At 33.6% G+C, this 26,493-nt stretch carries 22 protein-coding genes; 9 read left to right on the top strand and 13 right to left on the bottom strand.

Annotated elements, in window-relative coordinates:
* The first annotated feature begins 44 nt into the window (after positions 1-44).
* Entirely contained in the window at positions 45-4,388 is a 4,344-nt protein-coding gene (locus tag LKV13_RS02075) for a response regulator (protein WP_373464031.1), read from the top strand.
* Positions 4,376-5,305: a GGDEF domain-containing response regulator gene (locus LKV13_RS02070; RefSeq protein WP_229088957.1), complete on the top strand. Its 930-nt coding sequence runs from the start codon at positions 4,376-4,378 to the stop codon at positions 5,303-5,305. The genes LKV13_RS02075 and LKV13_RS02070 overlap by 13 nt, the downstream gene beginning before the upstream one ends.
* A gap of 2 nt (positions 5,306-5,307) precedes the next feature.
* Here the strand turns inward: LKV13_RS02070 and LKV13_RS02065 are convergent, their stop codons facing one another.
* The 5 genes from LKV13_RS02065 to LKV13_RS02045 all read right to left on the bottom strand — a co-directional run bounded on the left by LKV13_RS02065 (position 5,308) and on the right by LKV13_RS02045 (position 10,404).
* Complete coding sequence (locus LKV13_RS02065) at positions 5,308-6,348, bottom strand: hypothetical protein (protein ID WP_229088956.1); 1,041 nt, start codon at positions 6,346-6,348, stop codon at positions 5,308-5,310.
* 107 nt (positions 6,349-6,455) lie between these two features.
* Positions 6,456-7,082: a nucleoside monophosphate kinase gene (locus tag LKV13_RS02060; RefSeq protein WP_229088955.1), complete on the bottom strand. Its 627-nt coding sequence runs from the start codon at positions 7,080-7,082 to the stop codon at positions 6,456-6,458.
* Positions 7,083-7,115: 33 nt separating this feature from the next.
* A complete protein-coding gene (locus LKV13_RS02055) occupies positions 7,116-8,324 on the bottom strand; it encodes a TraB/GumN family protein (RefSeq protein WP_229088954.1) in 1,209 nt (402 codons plus the stop codon).
* Between the two features lie 23 nt (positions 8,325-8,347).
* A complete protein-coding gene (locus LKV13_RS02050) occupies positions 8,348-9,508 on the bottom strand; it encodes a chemotaxis protein CheB (protein ID WP_229088953.1) in 1,161 nt (386 codons plus the stop codon).
* 35 nt (positions 9,509-9,543) lie between these two features.
* Positions 9,544-10,404, bottom strand: a complete 861-nt coding sequence (locus LKV13_RS02045) for a CheR family methyltransferase (RefSeq protein ID WP_229088952.1) — start codon at positions 10,402-10,404, stop codon at positions 9,544-9,546.
* Positions 10,405-10,551: 147 nt separating this feature from the next.
* On the opposite strand from LKV13_RS02045, the gene LKV13_RS02040 reads away from it, so the two are divergent.
* On the top strand, positions 10,552-11,574 hold the full coding sequence (locus LKV13_RS02040; protein ID WP_229088951.1) for a peptidylprolyl isomerase: 1,023 nt from the start codon (positions 10,552-10,554) through the stop codon (positions 11,572-11,574).
* Positions 11,574-12,164, top strand: a complete 591-nt coding sequence (locus LKV13_RS02035; protein WP_229089689.1) for a diacylglycerol/polyprenol kinase family protein — start codon at positions 11,574-11,576, stop codon at positions 12,162-12,164. Before LKV13_RS02040 ends, LKV13_RS02035 begins: the two co-directional genes overlap by 1 nt.
* Positions 12,165-12,166: 2 nt before the next feature.
* On the opposite strand, the gene LKV13_RS04300 is transcribed toward LKV13_RS02035, so the two are convergent.
* Genes LKV13_RS04300 through LKV13_RS02025 form a run of 3 tightly spaced genes read right to left on the bottom strand, consistent with a single transcriptional unit; the run spans position 12,167 to position 14,453 of the window.
* A complete protein-coding gene (locus LKV13_RS04300; RefSeq protein WP_373464030.1) occupies positions 12,167-12,937 on the bottom strand; it encodes a hypothetical protein in 771 nt (256 codons plus the stop codon).
* A complete protein-coding gene (locus LKV13_RS02030) occupies positions 12,934-13,815 on the bottom strand; it encodes a DNA/RNA non-specific endonuclease (protein ID WP_229088950.1) in 882 nt (293 codons plus the stop codon). Before LKV13_RS02030 ends, LKV13_RS04300 begins: the two co-directional genes overlap by 4 nt.
* Positions 13,812-14,453, bottom strand: a complete 642-nt coding sequence (locus LKV13_RS02025) for a hypothetical protein (protein WP_229088949.1) — start codon at positions 14,451-14,453, stop codon at positions 13,812-13,814. The genes LKV13_RS02030 and LKV13_RS02025 overlap by 4 nt, the downstream gene beginning before the upstream one ends.
* Positions 14,454-14,637: 184 nt before the next feature.
* Here LKV13_RS02025 and LKV13_RS02020 point away from each other — a divergent pair, with 184 nt between their 5' ends.
* Positions 14,638-16,509, top strand: coding sequence for a fructose-specific PTS transporter subunit EIIC (locus LKV13_RS02020; protein ID WP_229088948.1), 1,872 nt, complete (start codon positions 14,638-14,640; stop codon positions 16,507-16,509).
* Positions 16,506-17,642 carry a mannose-6-phosphate isomerase, class I gene (gene manA / locus LKV13_RS02015; RefSeq protein ID WP_229088947.1) on the top strand — a complete coding sequence of 379 codons (1,137 nt, stop codon included), beginning with the start codon at positions 16,506-16,508 and terminating at the stop codon, positions 17,640-17,642. Before LKV13_RS02020 ends, manA begins: the two co-directional genes overlap by 4 nt.
* A gap of 27 nt (positions 17,643-17,669) precedes the next feature.
* Here manA and LKV13_RS02010 read toward each other — a convergent pair whose 3' ends face one another.
* Together LKV13_RS02010 and LKV13_RS02005 are read right to left on the bottom strand one after the other, a co-directional pair.
* Positions 17,670-18,389, bottom strand: coding sequence for a DUF3996 domain-containing protein (locus tag LKV13_RS02010; RefSeq protein WP_229088946.1), 720 nt, complete (start codon positions 18,387-18,389; stop codon positions 17,670-17,672).
* A 9-nt stretch (positions 18,390-18,398) separates the two neighbouring features.
* The gene (locus LKV13_RS02005; RefSeq protein ID WP_229088945.1) at positions 18,399-18,992 is read right to left on the bottom strand and encodes a DUF3996 domain-containing protein; all 594 of its coding nucleotides are present in this window, start codon (positions 18,990-18,992) and stop codon (positions 18,399-18,401) included.
* A gap of 420 nt (positions 18,993-19,412) precedes the next feature.
* Here LKV13_RS02005 and LKV13_RS02000 point away from each other — a divergent pair, with 420 nt between their 5' ends.
* Complete coding sequence (locus tag LKV13_RS02000) at positions 19,413-20,090, top strand: DUF2259 domain-containing protein (protein ID WP_229088944.1); 678 nt, start codon at positions 19,413-19,415, stop codon at positions 20,088-20,090.
* 45 nt (positions 20,091-20,135) lie between these two features.
* Entirely contained in the window at positions 20,136-21,602 is a 1,467-nt protein-coding gene (gene proS, locus LKV13_RS01995; RefSeq protein WP_229088943.1) for a proline--tRNA ligase, read from the top strand.
* A 23-nt stretch (positions 21,603-21,625) separates the two neighbouring features.
* On the opposite strand, the gene LKV13_RS01990 is transcribed toward proS, so the two are convergent.
* On the bottom strand, positions 21,626-22,816 hold the full coding sequence (locus LKV13_RS01990) for a cation:dicarboxylate symporter family transporter (RefSeq protein ID WP_229088942.1): 1,191 nt from the start codon (positions 22,814-22,816) through the stop codon (positions 21,626-21,628).
* 134 nt (positions 22,817-22,950) lie between these two features.
* Here LKV13_RS01990 and LKV13_RS01985 point away from each other — a divergent pair, with 134 nt between their 5' ends.
* Positions 22,951-24,474 carry a hypothetical protein gene (locus LKV13_RS01985; RefSeq protein WP_306701191.1) on the top strand — a complete coding sequence of 508 codons (1,524 nt, stop codon included), beginning with the start codon at positions 22,951-22,953 and terminating at the stop codon, positions 24,472-24,474.
* Here the strand turns inward: LKV13_RS01985 and LKV13_RS01980 are convergent.
* Complete coding sequence (locus tag LKV13_RS01980) at positions 24,404-25,123, bottom strand: ankyrin repeat domain-containing protein (RefSeq protein ID WP_229088940.1); 720 nt, start codon at positions 25,121-25,123, stop codon at positions 24,404-24,406. The genes LKV13_RS01985 and LKV13_RS01980 overlap by 71 nt on opposite strands.
* 42 nt (positions 25,124-25,165) lie before the next feature.
* On the bottom strand, positions 25,166-26,479 hold the full coding sequence (locus LKV13_RS01975) for an SH3 domain-containing protein (protein WP_229088939.1): 1,314 nt from the start codon (positions 26,477-26,479) through the stop codon (positions 25,166-25,168).
* Positions 26,480-26,493: the final 14 nt, after the last annotated feature.

The following is a 26,493-nucleotide window of genomic DNA, read 5'->3' as shown; positions in this document are numbered from 1 at the left end:
TAGACCAGTATTATCCTCTTTATTATAAGAACGGAGGGGGTAGAATGGTAGGGATGATCTTTCCCCTTATTTCTAGGTGGGCACGAGATAACAATTACGATGTTAAGATAGAGGCCATTAATCGTCTTGATGAAGACGAAATTGAAGACGATGTGATCTATTTGGGCCTGACTTACAATTCAAATTTAAATGAGTATCTTCATTTTAAAAATGAGATTGGCAAGTGTGTTACTGCGTTATATTATGACAAAAAGGGGGGCAAAAACAAGCCCAGCTCCTTTTTTTCAAATAACTTACGAATAGGGGTTGTGAAGAACACAATATATGAAGATATTTTGAGATTTCATGGGCGGATTGATGATATTTTTTTGTTTGAAGACACTGAAGAGTTGCTTTTAGCATTAAGAGATAATAAAGTCGATTTAGTATATGGGAGCTGTAAATCACTGACTTGTGTGTGGTATAAGTCCTTTTACCCATATTTTATCGAACTTTTTAATTCCGACTATTTTCATAGTGTCAGTGTAAGGCTTGCCGTTAGTAAGAATGCTATCAGTGGTTTAAAGACTTTAAATGTTGATCTTTTAAGTTACATGAAATCGCTTTCTAGGGAAGAGTATAAATCTTTTAAGGAATTGGATATTTTGTTTACTCTTGATATTGGAATATATAGTGACTATCCTCCTTTAAGTTTTATTGATTCTAAAGGGCAACCTTCAGGTATTTTAGTGGATTTGTGGGAGACCCTTTCTAGGGAATACGGGTTTGCGGTAAACTTTGTAGGATTTCCAAAAGAAAGCATTAAAAAGGGACTAGACGATAAGAATGTGTCTATTTGGGGTGGCATTATTAAGGAAGGTGATAATGTTTTAGCTTCTGAAAATTATAAAGAGACTATTCCAATATATTCACTTAATTTTAAGCTTTATTTTACGAACGCTAAAAATAGTCAAAGGATGATAAATTCGCAAATTGTTGATTTCAATTTTGATAAGGGTACTCTAGACAAAAACACGGATATAGTAAAAAATTTTTCAAATGTAGTAAATAATTCATATGGATTTATAGAAAATTCGGCAACCGCAAGGTATTTATTAAAAAAACATGGGCACAATAATGTATTAAAGTCTGAGGATTCAAATTTTAATCAAAAGAGGTTTTTGATATTTGCAACTAATAATAAAAGATTTAGATTGTTTGCGTATATGCTTAATGCATTAATAGAAAACTTTTTCTTTGATACTTTATTACAAATAGATAATAATTGGCTTGACCAGGATGAAATTAGAGATTATCGAAATAATGGATATGGCTATGTAGGCAAGAATGATTTTAACATTGAGGAGAGAATTTGGTTACTAAACAATAAGAAATTAAATATTATTGTAAAGGATTGGTACCCTATTGATTATTTCGATTCTAATAGTTACAGAGGGGTAAATGAGGGATTAATTGATAAAATACAAAGGTTGACAAATTTAGAGTTCAATATACTCAGGGCGGATAATAGGGAGGGGATCGAGAATTTAATTAAGGCAGGGAAAGTAGATGTATTAGCTACTAATTTAGAGGGGGAAAACTCAGATTACGTGTTTAACATTCAAACAAGTTCGGATATTCCTCTTTATGTTTTTTCAAATAAAATCAAGCTATTCCCTTTTAATTTTTATGATCGGTGCGCGATACTTAAGTTTTTATACACAGAGAAATTGCGTTTTAAGTCAAAGACAAAGTTAGTGCAAGTAGAGAGCTTTAGGGAAGCTTTGGATCTTCTTTATAGCGGTAAAGTTAGTGGGATTATTAGCGACGAGTATACTGCTGCTGTTAACTTTGGGGATTTAAATGTTCTAGACGTTAAAAAGATTCCCACTTATGTAGACTTAAAATTCGATCTAAATGTTGCAGTATATAATCAAGATTATATTTTAAGGGGAATCATACAGAAAAGTTTATTCCGTGCAAATGTTAAAAATAGATTGTATTTTGATGATTGGGTTTCCAATGTTTATGAGAGATCCAAGGCTATGGGATCTAGAAAGTTTTTGATGACAACGGTAATCACTGGTGTACTTGTTTTTACCATTTTTTTAGTTTCCCTGTTTAATCTGAGTCAGGAGGTAGATTTTACGAGGAAGATGTACTTTTCTGCAGTAAGTGAGAAAAGAGTTGTTAAGGGTGCTATTAATGCTAAAACTATTTTTGTTGCAAGCATGAGTCATGATATTCGAACTCCTGTTAATGGAATAGTGGCAGCTACTGAGCTCTTAGAGCGTACCGATCTTGTTGAAGCTCAAAGAGAATACGTCCAAATTATAAATTATTCATCCAAATCACTGCTTTCTTTGATTGATGACATCTTATACATTTCTAGAATAGATATGAATGGGATATATATTGAAAATAATGATATAGACTTGGAACGTGAAATTGAAAGTGTTTTAAAGAGTTTTCAGCCGCAGAGTGCAAAGCAGAATCTTGATTTAGTTTTTTATTCAAAATCGAATTTAGAAAATTACTTAATAGGCGATATTGCTAGGTTGAAGCAAGTGCTTATCAATTTGATAGGGAACGCTTTTAAGTTCACTAATGATGGGATTATAGTTTTAAACTACGAGAATGTATACAATACAAAGAATAGTAAGGGAGAGGAGATAGTTACTATTGAGTTTAAGGTGATTGATACTGGGAGGGGAATTAAACGGCAGAGCATACCTGAAATATTTGAATTATTTAAGCAAGAAGATAACTCTGATTCAAGGATGCATGGAGGTATTGGCCTTGGGCTTGCAATTTCAAAGAAACTTGTCAGCTTAATGGGGGGACCTGGTATTTGGGTTGAGAGTGAAGTGGGTATGGGAACAACTTTTTCGTTTATGTTGCCTTTTGTTTTAAGTAACAGGATTGAGGGTCGGAATAAAGAGTTAAATAGATTTGAGTTAATAAGAGACAAAAAGACCTTAAGCCTAATTCCAAATGAAAAGGCTGTTAAAGTGCTTAGTCAAATAAGTGAGATATTTGATTACAAAGATAACATACATTACTCTTATTCTTATGATGATGCTTATGAGATGTTTCATAAAAATCCTTGCTATGATTTTGTTTTTATAAATGTAAATAGCGCTGGAGTTCAAGAAGGGATTAATTTTGCCAAAAAGATAGAAAGCTTGAACTCCGATATAAAAATAGTTTTTGTTGTTCCTTATTTAATAAATGATGAGGCAGTTGATCTTGAATATGAATACATTCAAAAGCCTTTCAGAAGGTGGGACTTTTATTCTAGTTGGATTAAAGGTTTTAATGCGGATGAGTCAATACCAAACGACTCTAGTGTTCTTCAAATAAGAGACAATGTTCGGATCTTGATAGCCGAGGATAATGAAATTAATCAGAAAGTTTTAAAGAATATTTTGGTTGCCATAGGTCTCAAAGAGGATTCCATTGATATTGTTGATGATGGAGCTCGTGCTATTGAATCTTTAAGTAACAGTAGATATGATGTAGCTTTTATTGATATAAGAATGCCGGTTTGTGACGGTTTTTCAGTTGCAAAGGCGGTACGTGAATTTGAGATTAATAATAATTTAAGCCCTTGTATTTTAATAGCCGTAACGGCGCATGCATTAAGAGAATATAAAGATAGATGTTTTGAGAATGGAATGAATGACTATATTGCAAAACCAATACATATAAGGGCAATTCAAAACGTGTTGACAAAGTACTTACAAGTTGAGTTTAAAGGTATTAATAATGCAGAAGATCTTAGCAAAGATGAGTATCCTGATTTCCCTCATTTAGATATTAAGAAAGCTTTAAGAGATCTTGACATTTCTTATAGTGTATATAGTGAGCTATGCAGGGGATTTGTTGATGTTATTTATAATTTCATTAATGAATTGGATGAGGCTTTCAATGTGGGAGATTTAGAATTGGTGAAGAGTGTGTCGCATTCGGTTGCTGGGGCTCTTGGTAATATGCGTAGTAGCTTATTTGAGAAATTTAAAGATATTGAGATAAGCGAAAGGCCAATTCATGAATTGAAAATGCTTTACTATGAAACTCGTAAAGAGTTGGTTATCCTTATTGAAAATATAAAAACACAAATTTTAAATTCTATTGATAATGCAAACCAAGGGAAGCTAAGCTTTAAGAATAATGATGAGTTTTTGTATCTTATGCAAAAGCTTTTACGTGGAATAGAGAATAGAAATCCAAAAGAATATAAGGAAATACTTGAAATTCTTAAGAATTATAATTTGGACGATAATACAAGGGTACTATTTGATTCTCTTCTTAAAAATTTAAGGTTATATAGGTTCAAGGATAGTTCCAAAATTGTTCAAGATATGATGGGTTTTGTTAATGTAGAGAAAACACAATGGAAGGGATAGTACTGGATGATTTGGAGGAAGATAGAGCTGAAATTCAAAAATTACTTCTTGTGGATGATACCCCTACAAACCTAGATCTACTAATAGATATATTGCAAGATGAATATGAAATCAGAGTTGCAGTAAATGGGTTTGATGCTTTAAAACAGGTTAAGTTTGATAGTCCTGATCTTATTCTTCTTGATGTATTGCTTCCAGACATTAGTGGTTATGAAGTGTGTAAGAGACTTAAAGGTGACCCTGAAACAAGAGACATTCCTGTAATTTTTATTAGTTCAAGAGATTCTACCGATGCTCAACTTGAAGGATTTAATGTCGGTGGAGTGGATTATATTTTGAAACCTTTTAACTCAAGGATTATTGATGCAAGAATTAAAACCCATCTTGAGCTTAAAAGACTTAGGGATCATTTTAAAAATCTTGCAAGAATTGATGGACTCACTCAGATTCCTAATAGAAGATTCTTTACAGATAAATTTGCTAAAGCTTGGATGAAGGCCTTGGAGCATAAAGATCGAGTCATTGTGGGGATGCTGGATATTGATTATTTTAAAAAATATAACGATAACTATGGACATACCAACGGAGATGAGTGCCTTAAGTTGATTGCAAAGAGCTTAAATAAAATTGCTATTAGATATAAAATATGGGTTGCTCGCTATGGGGGCGAAGAATTTATTTTATTTTCCGTTAATAAGAGTTTAGAGGAGATGATTAATATTGTCAATTTGATAATTGAGGATATTAGAAACTTGGAAATAGTGCATGAATATAACAGTGTGTCTGGGTTTGTTACAGTTTCAATCGGACTCGCCGAACAAATCCCTTGTGATACTAATTTTACTAACATTATTAAACTTGCTGATGATAAGTTGTATGAAGCTAAGATTTCTGGTCGAAATCAGTTTAAATATTGAAGTTAAATTTTGTAAGTTAAGGAAAACCCAATAGAATCGTAGTGCATGTATGAGTTATTTGTAGTAATTTTCTTTAAAATATCAGACATGCCTACTGTATCTTTCGTGTACATGGGTTTTGTTGAAAATTTGAGCTGTACATCTACACTTAAATGTGATGTGATTTCAAAGTTTGTAACAAAGGAAATATTATGATAAAAGAAATCACTTCCCCATCCTTTATTTGATACTGTGCTCACATTTCTAGCATCGCCAATGTATGTTTTTCCTTCATATAAAAGGCCTATTGTATTGAGGGATAATGGCATTTTATAGGCTAATAGTGCATAAGGATTTATTGTAAATCCATTTATTGTTTTGCCCTCATCGGATTTGTATATCCAAAGTTGGCCGGAAACAGCATGAGCATTATTTATGTGTAAAATATGGCCACCAAGTACTGTAATAATATGAGTCCATTCCCCACCAATTACAGCATTAAGGTCAAATTGTAGGCGACCCCCCGTCGTTATTTCAGAATAAAATTCAGCACTTTTTGAATAGATTCCATCTCCAATGTGTATTCCAATGCCCTTAAATCCAAATCCCTTCCAGCCTACTCCAACTTCAACTGCTGTGTATAAATTCATAAAGGCAATGGGAGTGAGGCTGACTCTGCCTTTAAGTAAGGTAAGAACGGGAGAGAGTCCAACGTTTAGGTCTAAATCAACCCCATTGCTTTGGAATAAAATTGAGTCGGGATTATCTAAAACTTTAATAAATTTATAATAGCCTAAATATGAGATTAGCTTAATACTTCCCCATGAACTGGGTGAAATTTGATTGTTTGGTGTTACGGGTTTAATCTGAGGAGTTATGAAACTTGGAGAGAAAAAGCCACCTGTTGTTCCAAGTGCGTGAGGAGGATAATAAGCAGTTTGGAAGTTGATATAAAAATATTCTTTGTTTATGGCGTCTTGATTCTCATTTGGATGAACCAAAAAGGACTGCAAGAACAACAAATACACAAACAAAACTTTTAGTACATAAATCTTTGCTTTCATATTTTCCACCCCATCAACAGTTTCAGATGTATCTATATTGTGAAGTCTATTGCTAATTGAGTAGCAATCTGTTAGTGGCCTTGCTTGCAAGAATACTCTATATTAAGCTATGTTATTATTTTCATCAAAATTTTTTCCACCCCATCAACAGTTTCAGATGCATCTATGTTGTGAAGTCTATTGCTAATTGAGTAGAAATCTATTAATGGCTTTGTTTGCAAGTGATATTCTTTAAGTCTTACTTTTAAAGATTTTTCTGTATCATCCTTGCGCTGATAAAGAGCTCCCTTGCAAAGATCACAAATTCCCTTTTCTTTTGTGGGAAGTGTGTATATGTTAAATATCCCACCGCAGGATTTGCATATTCTTCTTCCAGAAAGTCTTTTAATGAGGATGTCTTCATTAATTAAAAAATTTATTATTTTAAAATTTTGCAAGAAGTTGTCTAAAGCCTGAGCTTGGCAGATGTTTCTTGGGAAACCATCAAGAATAAAGTTGTCTTGATTATTAAGTGTATTAATTTTATTCTCAACAAGTTTAATTGTGATTGAATCGGGAACTAACTTTCCGCTTTCAACTATCTGTTTTATTTCTTTACCAAGAGCCGTACAACAGGAGATCTCTTCTCTGAATAGATCTCCTGTTGAAATGTGATAATAGTTTAGCTTCTTTAAAATTAACCTAGCAACTGTCCCCTTTCCAGAGCCCGGGGATCCTAAAAAAACAAGTTTCATAGTCAAACTCCTGTATGTCCTTATTCCTAGTGTTTAGTTGAAAATATTTAACAAAAATTTAAGACCAACAATTGTTCCAATAGAAGAGCCGATGTTGACAAATAGCACTATCAGTAAAATCTTTGTAACTTTATTCTTAAAGTATCCTCTTATATTAACTAAATCTTCTTGCAGGCCTTCAAAGTCTTTTATTTTGGGTTTATTTATGTAAGCCTCAACAAGCCCCGCAACCATACCTGTTCCAATAAATGGAATCAGAGAAAATATTGGAGCACCAACCGAAGCTGTTAATATTGTTACAATGTTGGCTCCAAGAAAAACAGCAGCGAGCCCTGCAAATGAAGCGTTAAATAATATCCAAAGTTCTAAATTTTTATAGGCAAAGTCAAAACCTTTAAAATAAAATGAACTTACTATTAGCATAATAACCAAAGCTGGCACTAAACAAGATATTAGTTTGCCAAATGAGAAAACCTTCCTAGGTATATTGCACAGAGCATCAATGTCTACTATCTTCTTGTTTTCTTTAATGCTTCTCAGATTTGTTATTATACCCTTTACATGCCCAGCACCGACAATCGCAAGAATTGCCCCCGAACCTTCAAGTATCTTGCTTGCTATAAATTCATCTCTTTCATCGATTAAAATCTTTTTAACAGTAGGGATTTCCCTTGCAATCTTTTCCATCATACTTGAGAGGATATCTTGTTCTTTTAATCTCTCAATTTCGGCTGTTGTCACTTTTGTATCCGAGAATGAGAACAGACTGGATATTATTTTGATTTTTTCCACAAATGGGACACAATTCCAAGCTCTCCTCAGTGTTATCTCAACCTTTCTATCTGCGAGTATTATTGGAATATTGCGCTCCCTAGCTTTCAAAATGGCCGTTTTCATCTCTTCGCCGGGGCAGATCCCCTGCTCTTTTGCTAACCTTTTTTGGAAGTTACTCAAGATTATTTGAACTATTAATAAAAATGCTTTTCCCTGCTTTATTGCTTTGTATATGTCTAAATCTTGCCATCTTTTATGTTCATCCGTGTCCAAAATTGCATCATAGCGTGCCCTGTCAAGCTCAACAGCAACAAATGAAGGTTTTAACCTTTCAATCAGTGCAGCCGTATCTTGCGAGCTTTTCTTTGACACATGTGCCGTTCCTAATATGTATATCCCACCATCACTCGTATTAATAGTGCTAACATGCGAAAAACAATCCTCAGTGCTCTCTTCTTTAACGTCCAAAGAACATCTCCATCTTTCGATCCTCAGTCATCAAGCAAAATGGCCTTTAACAATTTTACCACATGGTTTATTGAAACTACATAGTCTACATTGTTTTCTTCTATTGCTATTTTTGACATACCAAAAACCACTGAACTCTCCCTGTCTTGAGCGATAGTAAGTCCACCAGCTTTCTTAATATCTCCAATTTCCCTAGAACCATCACTCCCCATGCCTGTCATTATTAAAGCTATTGCTTTTTCTTTCACAGTTTCTGATATGGATTTAAACAATACCCCAATAGATGGCTTATGTCCGTTTACATTCTTATCGTCAAACACCTCTATTTGATAGTTGTCATTGATCTTATTAATTCTTGTGTGGTATCCACCGGAACTTATGTATATGAAGCCTTTTTTTAGTATTTCTTTATCACTTGTTTCTTTTACAACCAGGCTGCATATATTGTCAAGACTCCTTGCAAACTCTGATGTAAAGCCCTTTGGCATATGTTGAACAATTATTATTGGTATAGGGAAGTTCTCAGGAATTTCTGGCAACATAGCCTTTAACGCTGCAGGACCTCCTGTAGATATTCCAATTACAACTATATCAAATTTTCTAGTTTTAAATTTCTTTAGATCTTCTCCGTTTAATATTGCTTCTTTGTCAAAATAGTTGTTTTTAAGTGTATCTTTTTTTACTAGTAACTTTTTATCTATTGTGTCTGCTACACTTGAGATTTCCTCTTTGGCTGTACTGCCTATCTTAATCTCGTCTGCCTTTAATTTTAAACTAATATTATGGATAATTTTGTTTTTTATGGTTTTTGCACCGTACACATAGAGTAAATCAATAATTTGATCTTTTATACACTCTATTCCGGCCTCGGATTTGATAACAAAATCATCTGCCCCGCTTAAGATTGCATTTTTTGCTATATCATCGCTTGATGACAGGACTATGACAGGAATTTTGTTATTAATGTTTCTCTTTACTTGTAAAAAATTAATCTCCTTTATCGTTTCTGTTTCTAAGCTTAATAGTATGACATCGGGCTGTTTATTAAGTTTCTTAAGAGCAAATTTTCCGTTAGAAGCGGTGGCGATAACTTTAAGTTTTAAAGATGAATTGATCGCATCCGATATAACTTTCCTGTTGATAGCAGAATCTTCAATAACAAGCACATAAACTCTTGTCCTCATTCGTGCTTTGCTCCTACAAACCTGTGTTCATCAAATTATAACCTATATCTGGGTTGGAATTGAAATTTTTTCCTTGGAATACTTTGATCGTCTTTTTCGTATATTATAGCCCAAGGTGTTTTTAAAAATTTGAAGGGAAGATCAAGACCGAACAGCGATTCTGAATGTCCAATAAACAAGTAACTTTTCATTGACATGGAGGAATAAAATTTTTTTAAAACTTGTATTTTGGATTTCTCATCGAAGTATATGAGCACATTTCTGCAAAAAACAACATCAATATTTGAAAATCCACTTTCAAAATTCAAGTTATGGTAATCAAAACGTATGTGTTTCTTAATATCAGACATCACCCTATACCCATCCATGTGTGGTGTTATATATTTTTTATATTTTATTGGAATGTGTTCGCACTTTTGAGTAGAATAGTAGCCTTCTTTTGCTATCATCAGAGATTTTAAGCTTAAATCAGATGCGATGATAACAAAGTCAAAACTCTTTGGAAGGTTAGATTTAAGAACAAATGCTAGTGAATACGGCTCCTCTCCACTTGAACAGCCAGCAGACCATATAACTATTTTATTTTTGTTTTCTTTATTTTTAATTTTTACTAAACTTGGAACTATGAATTTTTCAAAGGTTTGAAAGTGCGCTTCGTTTCTGAAAAATCTTGTTAGATTTGTTGTAACAAGATCTAGAAAATAATCTCTTTTAAGTTTATCAGCCAGAATTAAGTCGTATAATTGATTTGGGGTGTCAATGTTTTCAAGCTCACGTATAGCATCACTAATACGACCCTTCAGCACAATTTTATTCTTTTCATCAAAACGAATGCCACTGTTTTCATACACAAAACTGCAGAATTTTAGGAGCAGCTCACTGCTAACATTTAGCATTTAACGAAACCCAAACTTTATACCCTTTCCTATTAACTAAATATTACTTAATTATGATAAATTTCTAGTTAATTTTACAAATTTTACAAAATAATTGTAAAATTAAAGCTGATAATTTTATTTAATATCGGTAGAAGGAAGATGTATGTGAGGAAGTGTTTATTTTATTCTTTGTTTATTTTAGTATTAGTGAGTTGTGTTAATAAAAAGGAAAATTCAGTGGAAAGTAGTGGGATATTTGCCTCGATTCATACAAGCAAGGGCAATATAAAAATAGAGCTTTACTATGAGATTGCTCCTCTGGCGGTTATGAATTTTATTGGACTTAGTGAGGGTCTGATTAACAATTCAGTCACAAAACGGCCTTATTATGAAAATGTCATTTTTCATAGAGTTATTGATAGGTTTATTGTTCAAACGGGAGATCCTACGGGGACAGGCACGGGGGGGGGACCGGGGTATTCTTTTCCCGATGAACTGGGCAGAGGTTTGAGTCATAATGTAAAAGGAATTGTTTCTATGGCTAATTCGGGTTCTGATACTAATGGAAGTCAGTTTTTTATCACTCTAACTGATGATCTTACTTACCTTGATTCTAGGCATTCAATTTTTGGCAAAGTGGTTGAGGGAATGGATACGGTTCACAGAATTCGTCAAGGAGATAAGATAGAGAGAGTGGACATCATTCGTGTTGGTGATGTTGCTGAGGCCTTTAGGGTTAGTAATGAGGAATTTATAAAATTAAGGGAGAGTTATGAGGCGAGGAAGAGGGAAGAGGCAGAAAAGTATATTTCTTCTCAACTTGAAATGATTTATGAAAATTATAGGGATTATCAAAGGGATAGTAATGGCATCTTTTATAAGATTAATAGGCAAGGAAAGGGCGAAGGCGTTAAGAAGGGGGATGTTTTAAGAGTAGACTATGAAGGATTTTTATTAAGTGGAGTAAAATTTGACAGTTCAGTTGGTAGGGGAGACCCGATTGAGGTTGTAGTTGGTAGTGGTCAAGTAATTGAGGGTTGGGACATAGTGTTGACGGATATGCGGGAAGGAGAAGAAAGGATGATAATAATTCCACCAAAACTTGCATATGGTGAAAGAGGTGTTGGTGAAGTTATAAAACCAAATTCCTTTTTAAAATTTAACATTATCTTAAGGAAGATTAATTGATATTTGGTCGATTTTTTGAGGAGAATATTAAGTATGAGATTTATAGGAAATTTTTCCATGTCTCTGCTTTAATATTTTTATTGTTTTATAGAATAAATTTTTGGCTAGGTCTTGTATCTGGCCTATTTTTTGTGTTAGTATACCTGACTTCGGAAATTTTTAGGCTTATGGGAATAAATTTACCCTTGCTAAAAGGTATATCTGAAGTTATGCTTAAGACCAGAGAAATATCTTCTTGTAAGATATCTCTTTCTCCTATATTTTTAGTAGTAAGTATGTTTTTCACTTATTATCTTATACCAGAGCCTTTTAGCTATGTTGGAATATTTTCAGCTTGTCTGGGAGATGGGCTTGCAAGTCTTTTCGGAAAGATGATTCCTTCTTTTAAACTTGTGAATGATAAGACATTTGCTGGCAGTGTTGTTATTTTTTTAGTTTCCTTTGTTGTCTGTTATTATTTTTTCCCAAACTTAATGGTATCATCAGTTGTTGCTATGGGGTCTGTTTTTGTTGAACTCTTTGATTTTAAAAAGTACGATAACTTATTTTTGCCTATGGGCGTGTCAGTGATATCTCTTGCTGTCTGTTGATGCTATAGCCAATAGAAGAAAAGTTTGCCGGCTTCTCTTAAATATATTGATACTCCTATCGAGATCGGAATGAAGGAATAGGGTGTTTCATTAAGTTGTAAGCGGATGCCCACTACTATTAGAAATATCGATACAAATAAAAGAAGATAGCTGGAAGTTTTTTTTCTCAAAAATGCCACAAAGAAGTTTATCAATATGAGTAATAAGAAAAGATTAACGTGAAATTTGTGATTTCCTGTTCCAAAAAGGTAATCGTTCATATTGGTATGCTCGTATGCGTTAATGGGCGCTAGAGAGGTATATATGATTGAAAAAGTGAAAATTAAATAGGCAGTGTAAGTGATTGATTTTATTTGAAAATCACATATATGTAGACTCAAGAAAAATAAATTGAGCAACGAAAATACAGTTATTAGATGGTGAATTTTCGTGTAGTAATAAAATTCCAGACTTAATTCATGATGTAAAAAGTAATACTTAAAAATTGAAAAAGATTCAAACATATGTGAGCATATAAAGCAATAAAAGAATATAAATTGCGTGTTGTTTGTTCTCTTGTAATTGATATATGTCCAAATAGAGCCCAGTATTCCTGTGCTGAAAATAAAGAAATTGTTGATCAATGTTGGTAAATTTCTATTGTAATTCTTTATAAAATAAGTATAAAACTCTACCTTAAAGTTTGCGTAATACATAAATGTTGATATTACAGCTATTCCGAATACAAAGGTCGTGAATAAAAAGACATTAAGTCTAATAAAGGCTATTCTCATTTAAATTTCCAAGAGTATGGGTCTTTTTTCATTTTAATCACTCTCTTAATATCGGAGGCGAGCTTTGAGAAAAAATCTATGCTAGTTTTTTTTTCAATTGAATGAACACTCACAACATAATTTCTCAAGTTTAAGTCTTTAGCCTTCTCATTTGGAATAATGAAGGAGACTATATCATAAGAATCATCGTTGTTCAACGATAGCACTATTTTGTAGAAATTTTTCGGTACCAAAACTTTGCTTTTCCCGATAAATCCCTTATTTTCTGTCAAAATACCGGCACTAATGATATAAACTTTTCCCTTCAAAAGGGTCCATTCTCTGACTAATTTTTCAAGTTTTAGCCAAATTCCAGAATTAAATTCTCTTTTTTGGGGGGATATGTTTGATAAAAAATAAGTATCTATCATTGCCTCTTTAGAAAAAGACATATCAGCTGAGCTTACAATATGCCCTCTATCATATCCGCTCTTAAGATAATCAGTTAACTTTGGACCAATTCCTTTAATTTCTTTATCTTCAAAAAATTTGTTAATTCTCTTTATTTTTTTGCTCTTGAGTAATGTTAAAGCCAGTTCAACCATCTCTCTTTTTAAAAGATATGCTACCCATTCTGCTTGTCTTGCACTCTCAGCATACCCCAAAGAATAGTATTTTTTGTGTAATACTTGAGTAGTGAGGTGTCCCCTCGGCAATAGATGCTCTTCGTTTAATTTAATTGTACCTTGAGGACTTTGAATCTTATCTTTAGCTATTTCTATGTAAACAGAAGCTATTTCTTTAAGATTTTTAAGAATTTTGGGATTTTGATGAAGGAATATAAAACCTAACAAAACTAATATGTAGCAACACAACATGAATCTTGATTTCTGTTTCACGGTCTTATCTCCTTATCCCCAAAATTATATCTAATTCCAAAATCGAAAGAAATATTGAATGTATCAAGAAATAAAAAATCAATTCTTGAATATAGGCTCAGATAGGGTATAGATCTTTTAGTGGAGAATTCAAAGAATATGTATGGTTCTATTATGTAGGGCAGTTTATCATAAAATTTAAAGTCACCTATGAAGTTTGTTGAAAGGTAAAATCGACCCCCAACTCCAAAGGTCAATGAAAAATATTTTGTTTTGCTTGCTAAATTTACAATGTGCCAATTGACCCCCGCTCCAATATACGAGCTTGAATATTTTAACTTTTTTGATATGTTATAGTCCTCATTAATTGAAATGGCGGCCACGGCTAGAAAATCAAAACTATTATTTGCAAACATATAATAAGGCCTAAATATTAAGTGATTTATTTTAGAATTTAGGAAAAAACCGGTTCCAAGTCCTATTCCCGTTGAATAAGTAAATCCTCTTTCTACAGAGAAAAAATTGTATTCATTTCTATTTGATGACTCTTCTAAAGTTAAGTTTTCTCTATTACTTATCTCATCTCTTTGTTGTTCTGCATTTAAAAAGGGCAGCATAAAACACAGTAAGAACAAATGAAGTTTTAGTATTTTTCTCATAGTTAAATTAGCTTCAATAATATAAGATAAATTAGCAATAAAAAAGTAAACTCAGACGAGTAAAATTAATAGATTTAATTTTAATGTTTATAATATGCTTTTATTAATGTTTTTAATAGAAAGAAATCAAGTTTAATTTTATGTTGTGATACAATTAGTTTGAATGGTTAGGAGGTTTGGGGATATGTTTTTAGATTTCTTGAAAAAAGAGCTTATTTTTATATCTACAGAAGTAAAATCTAAAGAAGGTGCCATTAAATTTTTAGTAGACAAAGTAAATGAGAAGGGCTATATAAGCGATAGGAATGAATTCTTTCAGGGTATCCTTGATAGAGAGAATATTGGAGATACAGCTTGGGAGAATGGTGTTGCTATCCCTCATTTTATAGGAGATTCTGTTAAGGCAAGTTTTATTTCATTCCTTTATTTAAAGGGAGATGGCATAAGGTGGTCCGATGATAACCCTCCTGTTAATTTAATATTTTTAATTTGCATGTCCAAGGGGCAACAGGGTAGCGATCATATTAAATCAATAGCTTTCATAGCTCAATTATTTGAGAATGATGACTTTAAAAATATTTTGAAAAGTTCAAATCACCCCGATGAGGTTTATTCCTACATAGAGAAGATTGAAAAGACTCATACAGATAATGTTGTGACTTATTCTGGAGGGGGGAAAATAGTAGCTGTATCTGCATGTCCTGTAGGCGTTGCACATACGTATATTGCTGCTAAGAAGATTGAAAATGAGGCCAGAAAGCAAGGTTATGGGGTTAAAGTTGAAACTCAAGGTTCCATTGGTGTTGAGAATGCTTTAACCGAAGAAGATATTAAGGATGCTGATGCTGTAATACTTGCTGTTGATAAGGATATTGATGAAGGAAGATTTGATGGAAAGAAAGTTTATAAGGTTTCAACTGCAAAGGCTATAAATAGTATAGAGGAAGTTATCAGGGAGGCGTTTAATGCTTCAACATTTAATTATAGGAAGATGAATCATTCTTTAAGAGATACGACCATAAGACATAAATCTAGTTTATATAAGTACTTAATGAGCGGAGTTTCTCCTATGATTCCAATTGTAGCAAGCGGTGGTATTTTGATCGCTATTGGAATATCTCTGGCAGGAATTGGTTCTGATGGTCCAAATTTTGCCGAACACCCTTTTTATAAGACGATTACTGATATTGGTGCTGTTGCTTTTGGGATGATGTTGCCAATACTTGCTGGGTTTATTGCCATGGCAATCGCTGATAAGCCAGGACTTACACCAGGGCTTGTAGGGGGGGTTCTTGCCAGAGATGTTGGGTCAGGGTTTTTAGGGGCAATACTTGCCGGATTTATTGCGGGTTTTGTTGCTAAATGGATAGCGCAGCTTAAAGTACCTGAATGGATAAGACCTGTCATGCCTATTTTTGTTATTCCCTTAATAAGCTCTGTCATTATTGGATTTTTTATGCTTTATGTTGGGGTTTATATTGCACAATTTATGACATTGCTTGAGAGTGGACTTAAATCTTTACAGAGTAATACAGAAGCTTATGGTATTTTGGGAAAGGTTCTTCTTGGCTTAATACTTGGTTCTATGGTGTCTGTTGATATGGGAGGCCCTTTTAATAAGGTTGCATTCCTTTTTGGTGTTGGTATGATTCCTCAGGTTCCACAAATAATGGGGATGGTAGCGGCGGCTATTCCTGTTCCTCCGATGGCCGTGGGGCTTGCTACCCTGATTATGCCTAAATTATTTGAGGAGGAGGAAAGAGAATCGGGTAAGATATCATTCTTAATTTCTTTTATTGGAATTAGTGAGGGTGCTATTCCATTTGCTGCTAGTGATCCTGCTAGGGTTTTGCCGTCAATAGTAGCTGGGGGAGCTGTTGCAAGCATTGTTGCAGCATTTTTGGGAGTTGCAAATCATGCGCCGCATGGAGGACCTATAGTACTTCCTGTGGTTGATAATAAGTTAGGATTTATTGTTGCAATGGCTGCCGGCGTTGCTGTTGCAACAATCTTGGTGGTCTTGTTAAAATCTTTGAAATTTAGGGAATCCAAATGAGAATAGACAATATATTTTTAATGAAAAATGAGATTAAGGAATATGATTGGGGTGGAGTTAGTTTCATCCCTTCTCTTTTAGGACAAGAACAAGACGGACGACCTAAAGCTGAAATGTGGCTTGGGGCTCATAAGACATTTTCCAGTAAAATATTGATTGGGAATCAATATGTCCCTCTTTGTGATTTTTTAGAGCATAATAGGGAACTTTTGGGAAATGGGAACGAGTTATCTTTTCTATTTAAGGTTCTCTCGGCCACAAAACCTTTATCAATTCAAATACATCCTTCAAAAGAAATTGCCTCAAGGGGGTTTAAGCGCGAAAATGACAGAGGAATAAACATCAATGATCCCTGTAGGGTTTATAAGGACGAAAATCCCAAAATAGAACTTGTATATGCTTTAAGTGATTTTTATGCTCTTAAAGGATTTTTGCCTTTTATTGAAATTAAGAATATATATAAAAATCTAAAGTTAGATTTTAGTTTTCTAGACTATAAGGAATTTATAAGTAACGTATTCAACTTGCAAAAGTGTGAAGTTGAAGATGCCGTTGGGAGAGTAAGAGAAAATTTGGATTTCCTAGAAAGAGATAGAGCTTATTGGTTTAACGAGATTTATAAGATTTATGGAGCGGATGTTGGTCTTTTGACATTTTTAGGGATGCATATTTTTAAATTAAAACCAGGCGAGGTTCTCTGTACAGAGAGCCAAGAGGTGCATGCTTATCTTAAAGGGGAATGCCTTGAGCTTATGACTAATTCTGATAATGTAATAAGAGCCGGTCTTACTACTAAATATATTGATAAGAATGAGATGTTAAAGGTAGGTAGGTTTGAGGAGAGTAAATTTTCACTGTTGAAAGGCGAGGATATTGATAATTTTAGTGTTTTTAAACTTCCAGGCACTGATTTGATGCTTCTGCGCAGAGAAATTAGTGAAGAAATTTATTTTAAGAGAGACAGTGCAATGATCTTGTTAGTTATGGATGGTCAGATACAAATAAATGATCACTTTTTTCTTAAGAGGGGAGATAGCATATTCGTGGGAGCATGTGACGAAAGGCTGTTGATTCGAGGAAACGGAGAAATCTTTATTGCACTCTCTGATGAAAAGCTTTTCAAACCACTTTAATGAAAACATTATTGTTTACATTAAAGCTTAAATAGTGAACTTGATAAAACCGACTGCAAAGAACTTAAACCTGACACCCTCATATACTATTTTTGGTTTTGTGAGTAGTATGGTCGGACCGAATGAGGGATAAAATTTAAGACCTAATGACAGATTCTTTGCGAACTTGTACTCCATTGATATAGGTAGTCTAGTTACTGTGCCTATTCTTTCATAAGTAGTAGGGATCTTATTCCCAGGAGGAACTAGGTCTACTTTAGACCAATCTGCTCCAATACCAAAACCACCCCCCACAATTACGGTGGGTCCTATTTCCTTTTTGAAAACCAAATCGAGACCAAATAGAATATAATTTTGAAAATTCCCAGGCTTGAAACCAATGAAGCTACCATATCCGAGATCTATGTCCACATATGGCATCGAAAATAAAATATTCCCTACTGGACTTCCAGTTCCTACACCCAGAGCAAGGGAGTCATACACAGTTTTTTCCTTATGCATAACAGGCGCTGCAATTTTGGCTCTAGGTACAGTAGGGGGTGGAGGGGTAGGCTTGGGCCTTGGTTTTGGAGGGGTAGGCTTAGGCTTTGGGACAGCTTTTTGATTATTATTTGTAATGCAAGTGGTTCCGTCATCTTCTGTGTTGCACTTAATTTTATAGGCATCGCCAACGGATTTGGAAAATGCGAAGTAGTGCAAGACAAATATTAGCAATAAAATGAGTAACCCTCGAGTGTTCCTTCCCATCAGCTCTCCTTATATGTATATTTTGAGGTACCCAACACCAAAAAACCCGAACCTCATTCCTTCCATGGATATATGATCCAACAACATTATTCCCCCGAGCGTAGCCACGGCTTTAAATCCTATTACAAGATTTTTTAAAAAACTGTACTCTAATGAGATAGGAAGCCTGAGCACAATGCCTATTCGACTCTGAACTGAGGGTTTTGAAGGAATCTCTACATCTTCATCATCATCTTGTTCTGGTTTTTTTGTAGTATTTGGTTTGTCTTGGGACCAATCCACGCCCGCCCCAAAGCCACCGCCCATTATGGTATTTTTATAAAGCTCTTCCCTAAACATAATATCAAGTCCACCAATAACGTATGGCGTGAAGTTATTAGGATGCAAACCATTAAAACCCCCATATCCAAATTCTATGTCCAGATACGGAACAGAAATTGTAATATTTGTAATAGGGTTCCCAATACCAAAACCCACCCCAAATAGGTTATTTAAATTTTCCTTTTCCTTTAGTACATTATCAAGATTTAACGAATCGACCTGTTTAGCAGTAGATGGGTGCGTTAACAGCAGAAGCACAACCAACTTTAACAATGTTTTCATAAATTCTCCTTTAACTTATACTTAACCAAATACGTACAATCGCTAGAATTGCATTGTATAAAGTATAAGATATAAAGCAGATTACTGGTAGATAATAGGGCTATGGCCACCCTTGCCATGTACCTCTTCAGTATTAAAGCTAAAGCATTGTAAGCACTGAAGGATTCGCTATAGTCTTTAGTCATAAAAACCAGATTGATCCCTTTGGAACGTGTTAATCATCACCAAAAACCTTGAAACAAAAATCAACACAAGAAAAATCCACGTTTCTTAAAAAGCTCACTGTAAAATTTAAGCATAACTTTTCAATCATAAAACAAATATTAGAGCAAAGATTCATATTAAAAATATATTTGACATATTTTTAATATGAAGATACCTTTAAATTAAGGCTTTATTTATAGGTTTGCTAGAGAGTTTATGTTGGTACGTTTTTTTGCTTTGTGCTTCGTTTTTCATTCTTCTTTATTTGCTGCTGGGGATATTTTTTTTAAGAACCTAGGTTTCTCTGGTGACGGATCTTGCTTTATGTTTGGTGAGTATGGTCTTGGCAAGGGGGGATATTATTCTGGTATCTATTTTGTAGATGTTTACAAAAATAATTTCATAAATCCTGGAGTTTATACCAGAGTTTTTAATGAATACGTAGATTATACTGACACCGCTGAGAAAGGTCTTTATGAGCTCTTGAAAATATTTAATTACAGGGTCAAGAACCTTAACATAAATCATCTAAACAAGGGTAGGAATATTTATCTTTATGCTGAAAATGAAGGGATTACAGATGATTCTTTGGATTTTATTGATTTTTTAACAGGGAATAGATATCGGGTATCAATTAATAAGACGTTTAGTGACTCTTTGAAATCTTCTGCTTTTACTATTTCCTTTTCTGTTGAGGATGAAGGTGTTCTTGTTAAAGATATAAGGGGTGTTGGAAGAGAAAATTACTATAGAAAAGATGTAATTGATTACAAAATAAGACAGATTTTTCTGTTTCCCAAAGAGGATGGAGTTGTTTTTGTAGTGGAGAAGATTATGCTGGATCCTTTTGGGGGTAAATATGGACGTTTTATGGTCGAAGTCCATAAGTATTGAACTTGTGTGATAGATCTTCTAAATTATTTATCAAGGAACGGGGGTATGGGTAGTTTTATTACTTTAAAAGAAGAAGATTATTCCAGGTGGTATTTAGATATAGTGCAGGAGGCAAAGCTTGTTGATTATAGTCCTGTTAAGGGATGTATGGTTATTATGCCTTATGGGTACGCTATTTGGGAGAGGATTAAAAGCGTACTTGATGATAAGTTTAAAGAAACGGGACATGAGAATGCATATTTTCCATTGCTTATTCCTTATAAATTCCTAGAAAGGGAACAGGAACATGTTGAGGGATTTTCGCCAGAGCTTGCTGTTGTAACGACTGCTGGCGGAGAAAAATTGACTGAGCCTTTGGTCTTAAGACCCACTTCTGAAACAATTATTTGGAATATGTACAGTAAGTGGATAAAGTCTTACAGGGATTTGCCCCTTAAGATTAACCAATGGGCAAATATTATTCGTTGGGAGAAGAGGACAAGACCATTTTTGCGAACGACTGAGTTTTTGTGGCAAGAAGGACATACTGCCCATGAAACTGCAGAGGAGGCTGAAAGTGAAACCTTGTTTATTTTAAATCTCTATAAGAGCTTTGTTGAGGATTACTTAGCTATTCCCGTATTCCATGGAAAGAAGTCGGAAAGAGAAAAATTTGCGGGTGCTGTTTGTACTTATACAATCGAGGCATTAATGCAGGATAAGAAAGCTTTACAAGCGGGAACATCTCACTATTTGGGTTTAAATTTCGCCAAGGCCTTTGATGTTAAATTTCAAAATAAAGAGGGGGAGATGGAGTATGTTTCAGCCACTAGTTGGGGAGTTTCAACCAGATTGATTGGGGCACTGATTATGGTTCATTCCGATAACAGGGGGTTGGTGTTGCCGCCTAAAATAGCACCAATAGAGCTCATTATTGTTCCTATTTTTAGGAGAGATGATGAGATAAATAAAAGGATTTTTGACTATGCTATTACCATCTTTAACAAGTTAAAGAAAGAGAAATTTAGGGTCGAGATCGATAAGGATATAAGGAACTCCATAGGATTTAGGTTTTCTTCTGCAGAACTTAGAGGAATTCCAATACGCATAGAAATAGGTTCTAACGATATTCTTATGGACTGTGTTACTATTGCAAGGAGGGATAAGGATAAAAATTCTAAGTATCAAGTGTCGGTTAAGGATCTGTCAGCTAAAGTTAAAGACGAGCTTGAAAGTATGCAGTGTGATTTGTTTAATAGGGCTTTGGAGTTCAGGAGTTTAAACACTAAAGAAATTTTTGGAGTTGGAGATAAGAGCTATAGTACTTTTAGAACCTACATTGATAATAATTTGGGATTTGTGATCTCTTCATGGTGTGGGAGTGAGGCATGTGAAGAGAGCATTAAGGACGATACGAAGGCTACAATAAGATGCATACCCGAAGATTTTAAAAATAGCCCTCTAGATGGTCTAAATTGCATTTATTGTAACTCGAAGGCTAGACATTTTGTTTTGTTTGCAAAATCTTACTAATGCTTCGCAAGCTTTTCTGTTGTCTAGGCTTCTCTTGATTCGTTAAAGGTTATTATATGCATAATTGCAATGTTGAATGTAAAATCGATCATTAAAGCTAGAGATGTTAGTATCGGTAGTATTGGGGTTATGCTGGAGTAGCTCAGTTCAATCCCTTTTGTGTAAGTTGAACACAGCATTGTAATTACGTATACTAAACTGCTTGGTACGTGTGGAAATGAAAAGACGAATAGAAATGCCAATATGCTCATGTAGCTTATTTCATAGATTGATATGGGCAAACTAGAATAAGATTTTAAAATAATGAAAAATGAGATCGTTGAAATAAAAATTGTTCCGAATTTAGAAACAAAGTTGATTATGGGTATGTTTGTAATGATTGATTTTTTTATGTTTATTCTCTCATTCTTAATGTCTTCTAGTAACACAGAATAAGGGGAGTAGGCGTCCATTGTCAATCCTGCAAATATTATGTTTTGAAACGAAATTAATACACTCCTGTATGCCAATCTAAAGTTTTTGGTTAATTTATAACTTATCGTTGGAATTATTATTAGAATAATAATGAGCGTCCATGAAGAAAAAAATAGTATGCTGTTTGTGTAGTATTGATAATCTTTAAAATTTCTTAAGTTGTTAGTATAAGACGCTGTGATGAAGATAGTTCCAAAATTTAGTATATTAACCACTATTCCGTTTGCATTGTAAAAGAGGTTTGAGGTGCTTAAGATAAGCTCTCTAGCAATTCTTCCCTTCTGTTTTGCATAGTAAAAACTAGTACCAACAATTATTGAGATAATGTAAATACTTAAAAGGTTTGGATTGCTGCTTGTGAGTGTTGTAAAGATGTTTTTTGGGAAGAATGTTTCAAGGAATTCTGATTTATCAAATATGTATAAATTTTTAACATTTTTATCTAGGACGGGAATTCTTTGTGGTATGTATATTATCGCAACTGCGATGGATGTGATGACTCCCATAACATTGATTAAAATTCCATAATAGATTGTTTTTCCAAAAAGTTTTTTAAATTTTTTATTTTCAATAATATTTTCTATTCCTAGTGGAATTGAGAATATTAAAAAAGGAATTAAGGAAAAATAGGCAAGTCTTACAAAAATGCTTGCTAGCGTTTCGTAAACGTCAGATGGGAGAACTAATCCAATAAGTATCCCAATAGATACAGCTAGAAAAAATTTCATTTTCGTGTTCATAATCCATTCCTTTGAGGTTTTAAAAAAAAGAATTCTATAGTGTATCAATCTTACTAAATTTTTTGGTAAATATAAACTTTGGCATTACTATTTATTAGGGTAGTGAGCAGGTTGGTTTTTTGAGGGGGGTGATCTTGTATAGGTATCCAGATTTGGTTAATACGGATTTGAATTTAAGATTGCCTGAGGTTGTTGCTTTAGAAGAGCATGATAAGGGGTTTTTTACTGATGATTATTACAGGAATTTGATTTTAAGCGACAGAGAGGTCGGTACAAGGCTCCATAGGCTATTGCTAGATTATTTGAATCCAAAATCAACAGATGGAGGGGACAGGGTTACCAAGTATAGGCAGATCATTAGTGTTTATTGGGAATTTTTAAGATCAATTGCTCGCAATGTCCTAAGTTTAACCCAAGAACAGAAACTTTTATTTAGATTTGCGGCACTTCTGCCAAGTGCCCTTGGTAGTGAACTCAGGTCTTTAATTTCAAAAACTTTTTGGGATAATAATTATGATGAACCGTTTATTTATTTTGATGAATGGATTTATGGAGTTAATGAGTTAAAACTCAGGAAGCTTGCTATAGATGAGCCAACGGAGAGAATTAAAGATGAAGATGTGAGAAGAATATTGCTTGACAAGCAAGAAAAGCTGTTGGCCGATATTGGTTTTGCAAAGAGTAGTCTTAAGAAGAATGATGTTGCGAGGATTGAAGCTGTTAACAAGTTAAAGGATATGTTTAAATTTCTGTTTGTCGATGCAATTCCATCTGAGATTTGTATGATCGAGCTTGGGATAAGTGGGTTTTATTCTGATGATATTTTAAAACCTTTAAAATTTGCTTCTGGTTATATTGATGATCTTATTAAGTTTAGCAGAGAGATTACATCTTTAGTTGCTCAGATTGAAGAGTTGAATAAGAAGCTTGCTGAGATTAAAGATAAAATGCTAGACGTTGATGTTTCTGGTTCATCTAACATTGCGGTGGAGGAAGTGGGGTCTTTAATGGAAGCCAACAAGCTTACTATTGGCCCTAGGGGGAATCATTTTCCGATATTGCTTAAAAGTAATGTGGTTGCAAATCCTAGTCTTTTTGGTAGTAGAGAGAGGATCATACAACTTGTTAGAGAGATTGAAAGTATTCAGCCTAAAATTTTTCACAAAAATTATAGAGGAGATTTTTTAAGGATAGTTCCTTATTTTATTTTAATACCATCTTACGGTGAGAGGGGCGTTTGTTGGGAGCCTATTGATGTTAAAAATCGAGCCACAGGGAGGGGTAAAATATTGGTGCCCATGTATCCTAAAGATTTAAGAAAAGCTTTGATTTTGGGTATTGGAGATTTTTTGTGGGAACTTGCTAAAGAGCAGACATCGTTTAGGTGGATGGAAACAGGAATGACTGGTCAATATTATGAATACTATTCTAAATTTATCAAGAAGGGTAATGTTAAAGATGCCTTTTTAAATGATTATTTTTTATGGATAGAGAAGGAAAGCAAGGGTATACAAAAGATGGAGAAAATGGTTCGCGGTGTAATGTGGAGGAATGCACCTTTTCCAAAAGATTTAAAAGGAGAGCTTGCTAGGAAGTCTTTTGTATATAAGGACCTTCTTGATAAAGATAAAAATATTGAGATTTCGGATGGGTACTAATTAGTTTGAATTTTTTGAAGATATTTTTTATGTTTTTGTTTCTGAGATTCTTAATTTCTTTTTTGTAAGAATCTGCCATGTAGGTGTTTTTTTTAAGTAGTAGTTCGATTAGTTTGGTGTTTTCGATTTCTACTGCAGCCTGCATAGGTGTTTTCCCGCCCTTAAGTGTAAAGCTTAAATCAGCTCCTTTTTCTGCCAAAAGATCAAATATTTCTTCGTTGTTTAAGTATATTGCCCAGAAAATTGGTGGGTGTTCCGTTTCATCTATTTTGTTTATGTTTATCCCATGGTCTATTAATATTTTTGTAATTTCTAAATCATTGTTGATTATTGAAATTGATATCGGAGATATTTTGTGTTCATAATTTATTTCTGCTCCGATAGTTAAGGCGATAATAGTACCCCTTATATTTCTAAAATATACAGATGTGTTTAAAAAATCATTTTTTGTCTCTTGAATATATTTTAAAATATCGCTGTTATTTAATTCTATTGAAGATACGAAGTTATCTAATTCTTTTTTGTTAAGTAAATATTCTTGACTAGTAGTACGATAGAGAGTTTTTGTTAATGCTTGTATTATTCCAGTATTCTCATTTGCATTCAAACACACAACAGACCGTGCAATTAAAATGAATATTATCAACATCGTTTTCAACCTTTAACAATTTAAGAATCTTACAATTTTGACTTAATTAGAACGATTCTCACTGAACAGTACTATTGCAGTTTTATCCCTATCGTCAATTATTACGTCATCTTCAACATTTTCAGAATTTATGAATATTAGTTGTAGGGCATTCTTCGTATAGTCTAGCAGACAAAAGTATTCCCCATTGTCATCATCGATAAGCTTTATAGCGTTTTTGTATGAGATTTGTAGATTTGGAGTAAGTCCTATTATTTTAAACTTCCCAAAGCTTGGCAAGCTGTTTAATTTTGAATTTGTTTTCCAAACAAAAGTTCTGTCTGATCTAAATTCAATACTTCCATATGTCTCATTTTCCAATGTTTTATAAGATGTTAATCTGTGCATTAAGTTTCTATTTTGTGTTTCCATTTCAGGTATTACTTTCTCAATGACTTGTTCAATGAGAACAAACTTCGATTCGAAATCGTGTCCTTTAACCTTTATGTACGAATTATAATAATTTGAAAATTCTTTTTCTAGTAGAATGAAATCTTTATCCGAACTGTTAGATCTGAATAAAAATCCATTTGGTTTAACGGAGTCAACAACATCAAATTTGAAAGTTAAGCTTAATTCGGGCATGTTTATCTTTATTTCGTTTTGAAGGGTGAAAAATAGACCATAGTCTTTTTTGAGTAGATCAGTGTCGTAAATATGGTTAGCAATCATTTTTTCATAGTAGAATGGCCTTAAGTATTTAATGTTTTTGAATTTGCTTATTATATCGTCCTGTGAGGACCTATTTAGTGGATTTGTGATTATTTTGCCCGTGATATTTTCAAAAATTTCGAGTGCATAGTCGAAGACATAACCCTTATACCCATCTTTTGTCAAAATGTATATCCATCTACCCTGAAGGGATCCAGCTTTTGTTTCTTCTCCAATGCTTATTATCTTTAGGATAGAGTCCTTTGGAATTCTATATATTATGTTATCTTTGTAGTTATCAGGGGATTCTCTTAAGGGCAGGGTGTCTTTTTTACTTATGGCATATTTGGTCACATATGGGTTGATGCTTAATCTAAATTTTTCCGCTTCTTCTCTTGTTTGGAATTCTTGTATTGTAAATTTATGTACTATAAATTTCGTTTCGTTATGCTTTATTGTTATTGTGTTTTTGTTTTGACTGGTGTTTTCTATTTCCACAAGAGATCCATTTGGAAGTTTTTCTCTGTTTTTTGAATCTAGGACGACACCATATTTATTGGTTTTATTAAAGCAACATAAAAGTAATGCGATAAATACGATGTATATTAATTTTTTATTGATGTTCCTAGTTGTACCATTGAACCTAGAACGTATTTTGTTATACATAACTTCCATTATAT

It is taken from the genome of Candidatus Borrelia undatumii (assembly GCF_020882015.2).
Lineage (GTDB): Bacteria > Spirochaetota > Spirochaetia > Borreliales > Borreliaceae > Borrelia.
Note: the sequence above shows the minus strand (reverse complement) of the source record. Positions and strands in the feature narration are given on the sequence as shown.

Coding starts and splice junctions, on each gene's coding strand:
- LKV13_RS02075 (WP_373464031.1), top strand. CDS start 45: ATGGTAGGGATGATCTTTCCCCTTATTTCTAGGTGGGCACGAGATAAC.
- LKV13_RS02070 (WP_229088957.1), top strand. CDS start 4,376: ATGGAAGGGATAGTACTGGATGATTTGGAGGAAGATAGAGCTGAAATT.
- LKV13_RS02065 (WP_229088956.1), bottom strand. CDS start 6,348: ATGAAAGCAAAGATTTATGTACTAAAAGTTTTGTTTGTGTATTTGTTG.
- LKV13_RS02060 (WP_229088955.1), bottom strand. CDS start 7,082: ATGAAACTTGTTTTTTTAGGATCCCCGGGCTCTGGAAAGGGGACAGTT.
- LKV13_RS02050 (WP_229088953.1), bottom strand. CDS start 9,508: ATGAGGACAAGAGTTTATGTGCTTGTTATTGAAGATTCTGCTATCAAC.
- LKV13_RS02045 (WP_229088952.1), bottom strand. CDS start 10,404: ATGCTAAATGTTAGCAGTGAGCTGCTCCTAAAATTCTGCAGTTTTGTG.
- LKV13_RS04300 (WP_373464030.1), bottom strand. CDS start 12,937: ATGAGAATAGCCTTTATTAGACTTAATGTCTTTTTATTCACGACCTTT.
- LKV13_RS02025 (WP_229088949.1), bottom strand. CDS start 14,453: ATGAGAAAAATACTAAAACTTCATTTGTTCTTACTGTGTTTTATGCTG.
- LKV13_RS02020 (WP_229088948.1), top strand. CDS start 14,638: ATGTTTTTAGATTTCTTGAAAAAAGAGCTTATTTTTATATCTACAGAA.
- manA (WP_229088947.1), top strand. CDS start 16,506: ATGAGAATAGACAATATATTTTTAATGAAAAATGAGATTAAGGAATAT.
- LKV13_RS02010 (WP_229088946.1), bottom strand. CDS start 18,389: ATGGGAAGGAACACTCGAGGGTTACTCATTTTATTGCTAATATTTGTC.
- LKV13_RS02005 (WP_229088945.1), bottom strand. CDS start 18,992: ATGAAAACATTGTTAAAGTTGGTTGTGCTTCTGCTGTTAACGCACCCA.
- LKV13_RS02000 (WP_229088944.1), top strand. CDS start 19,413: ATGTTGGTACGTTTTTTTGCTTTGTGCTTCGTTTTTCATTCTTCTTTA.
- proS (WP_229088943.1), top strand. CDS start 20,136: ATGGGTAGTTTTATTACTTTAAAAGAAGAAGATTATTCCAGGTGGTAT.
- LKV13_RS01990 (WP_229088942.1), bottom strand. CDS start 22,816: ATGAACACGAAAATGAAATTTTTTCTAGCTGTATCTATTGGGATACTT.
- LKV13_RS01980 (WP_229088940.1), bottom strand. CDS start 25,123: ATGTTGATAATATTCATTTTAATTGCACGGTCTGTTGTGTGTTTGAAT.
- LKV13_RS01975 (WP_229088939.1), bottom strand. CDS start 26,479: ATGTATAACAAAATACGTTCTAGGTTCAATGGTACAACTAGGAACATC.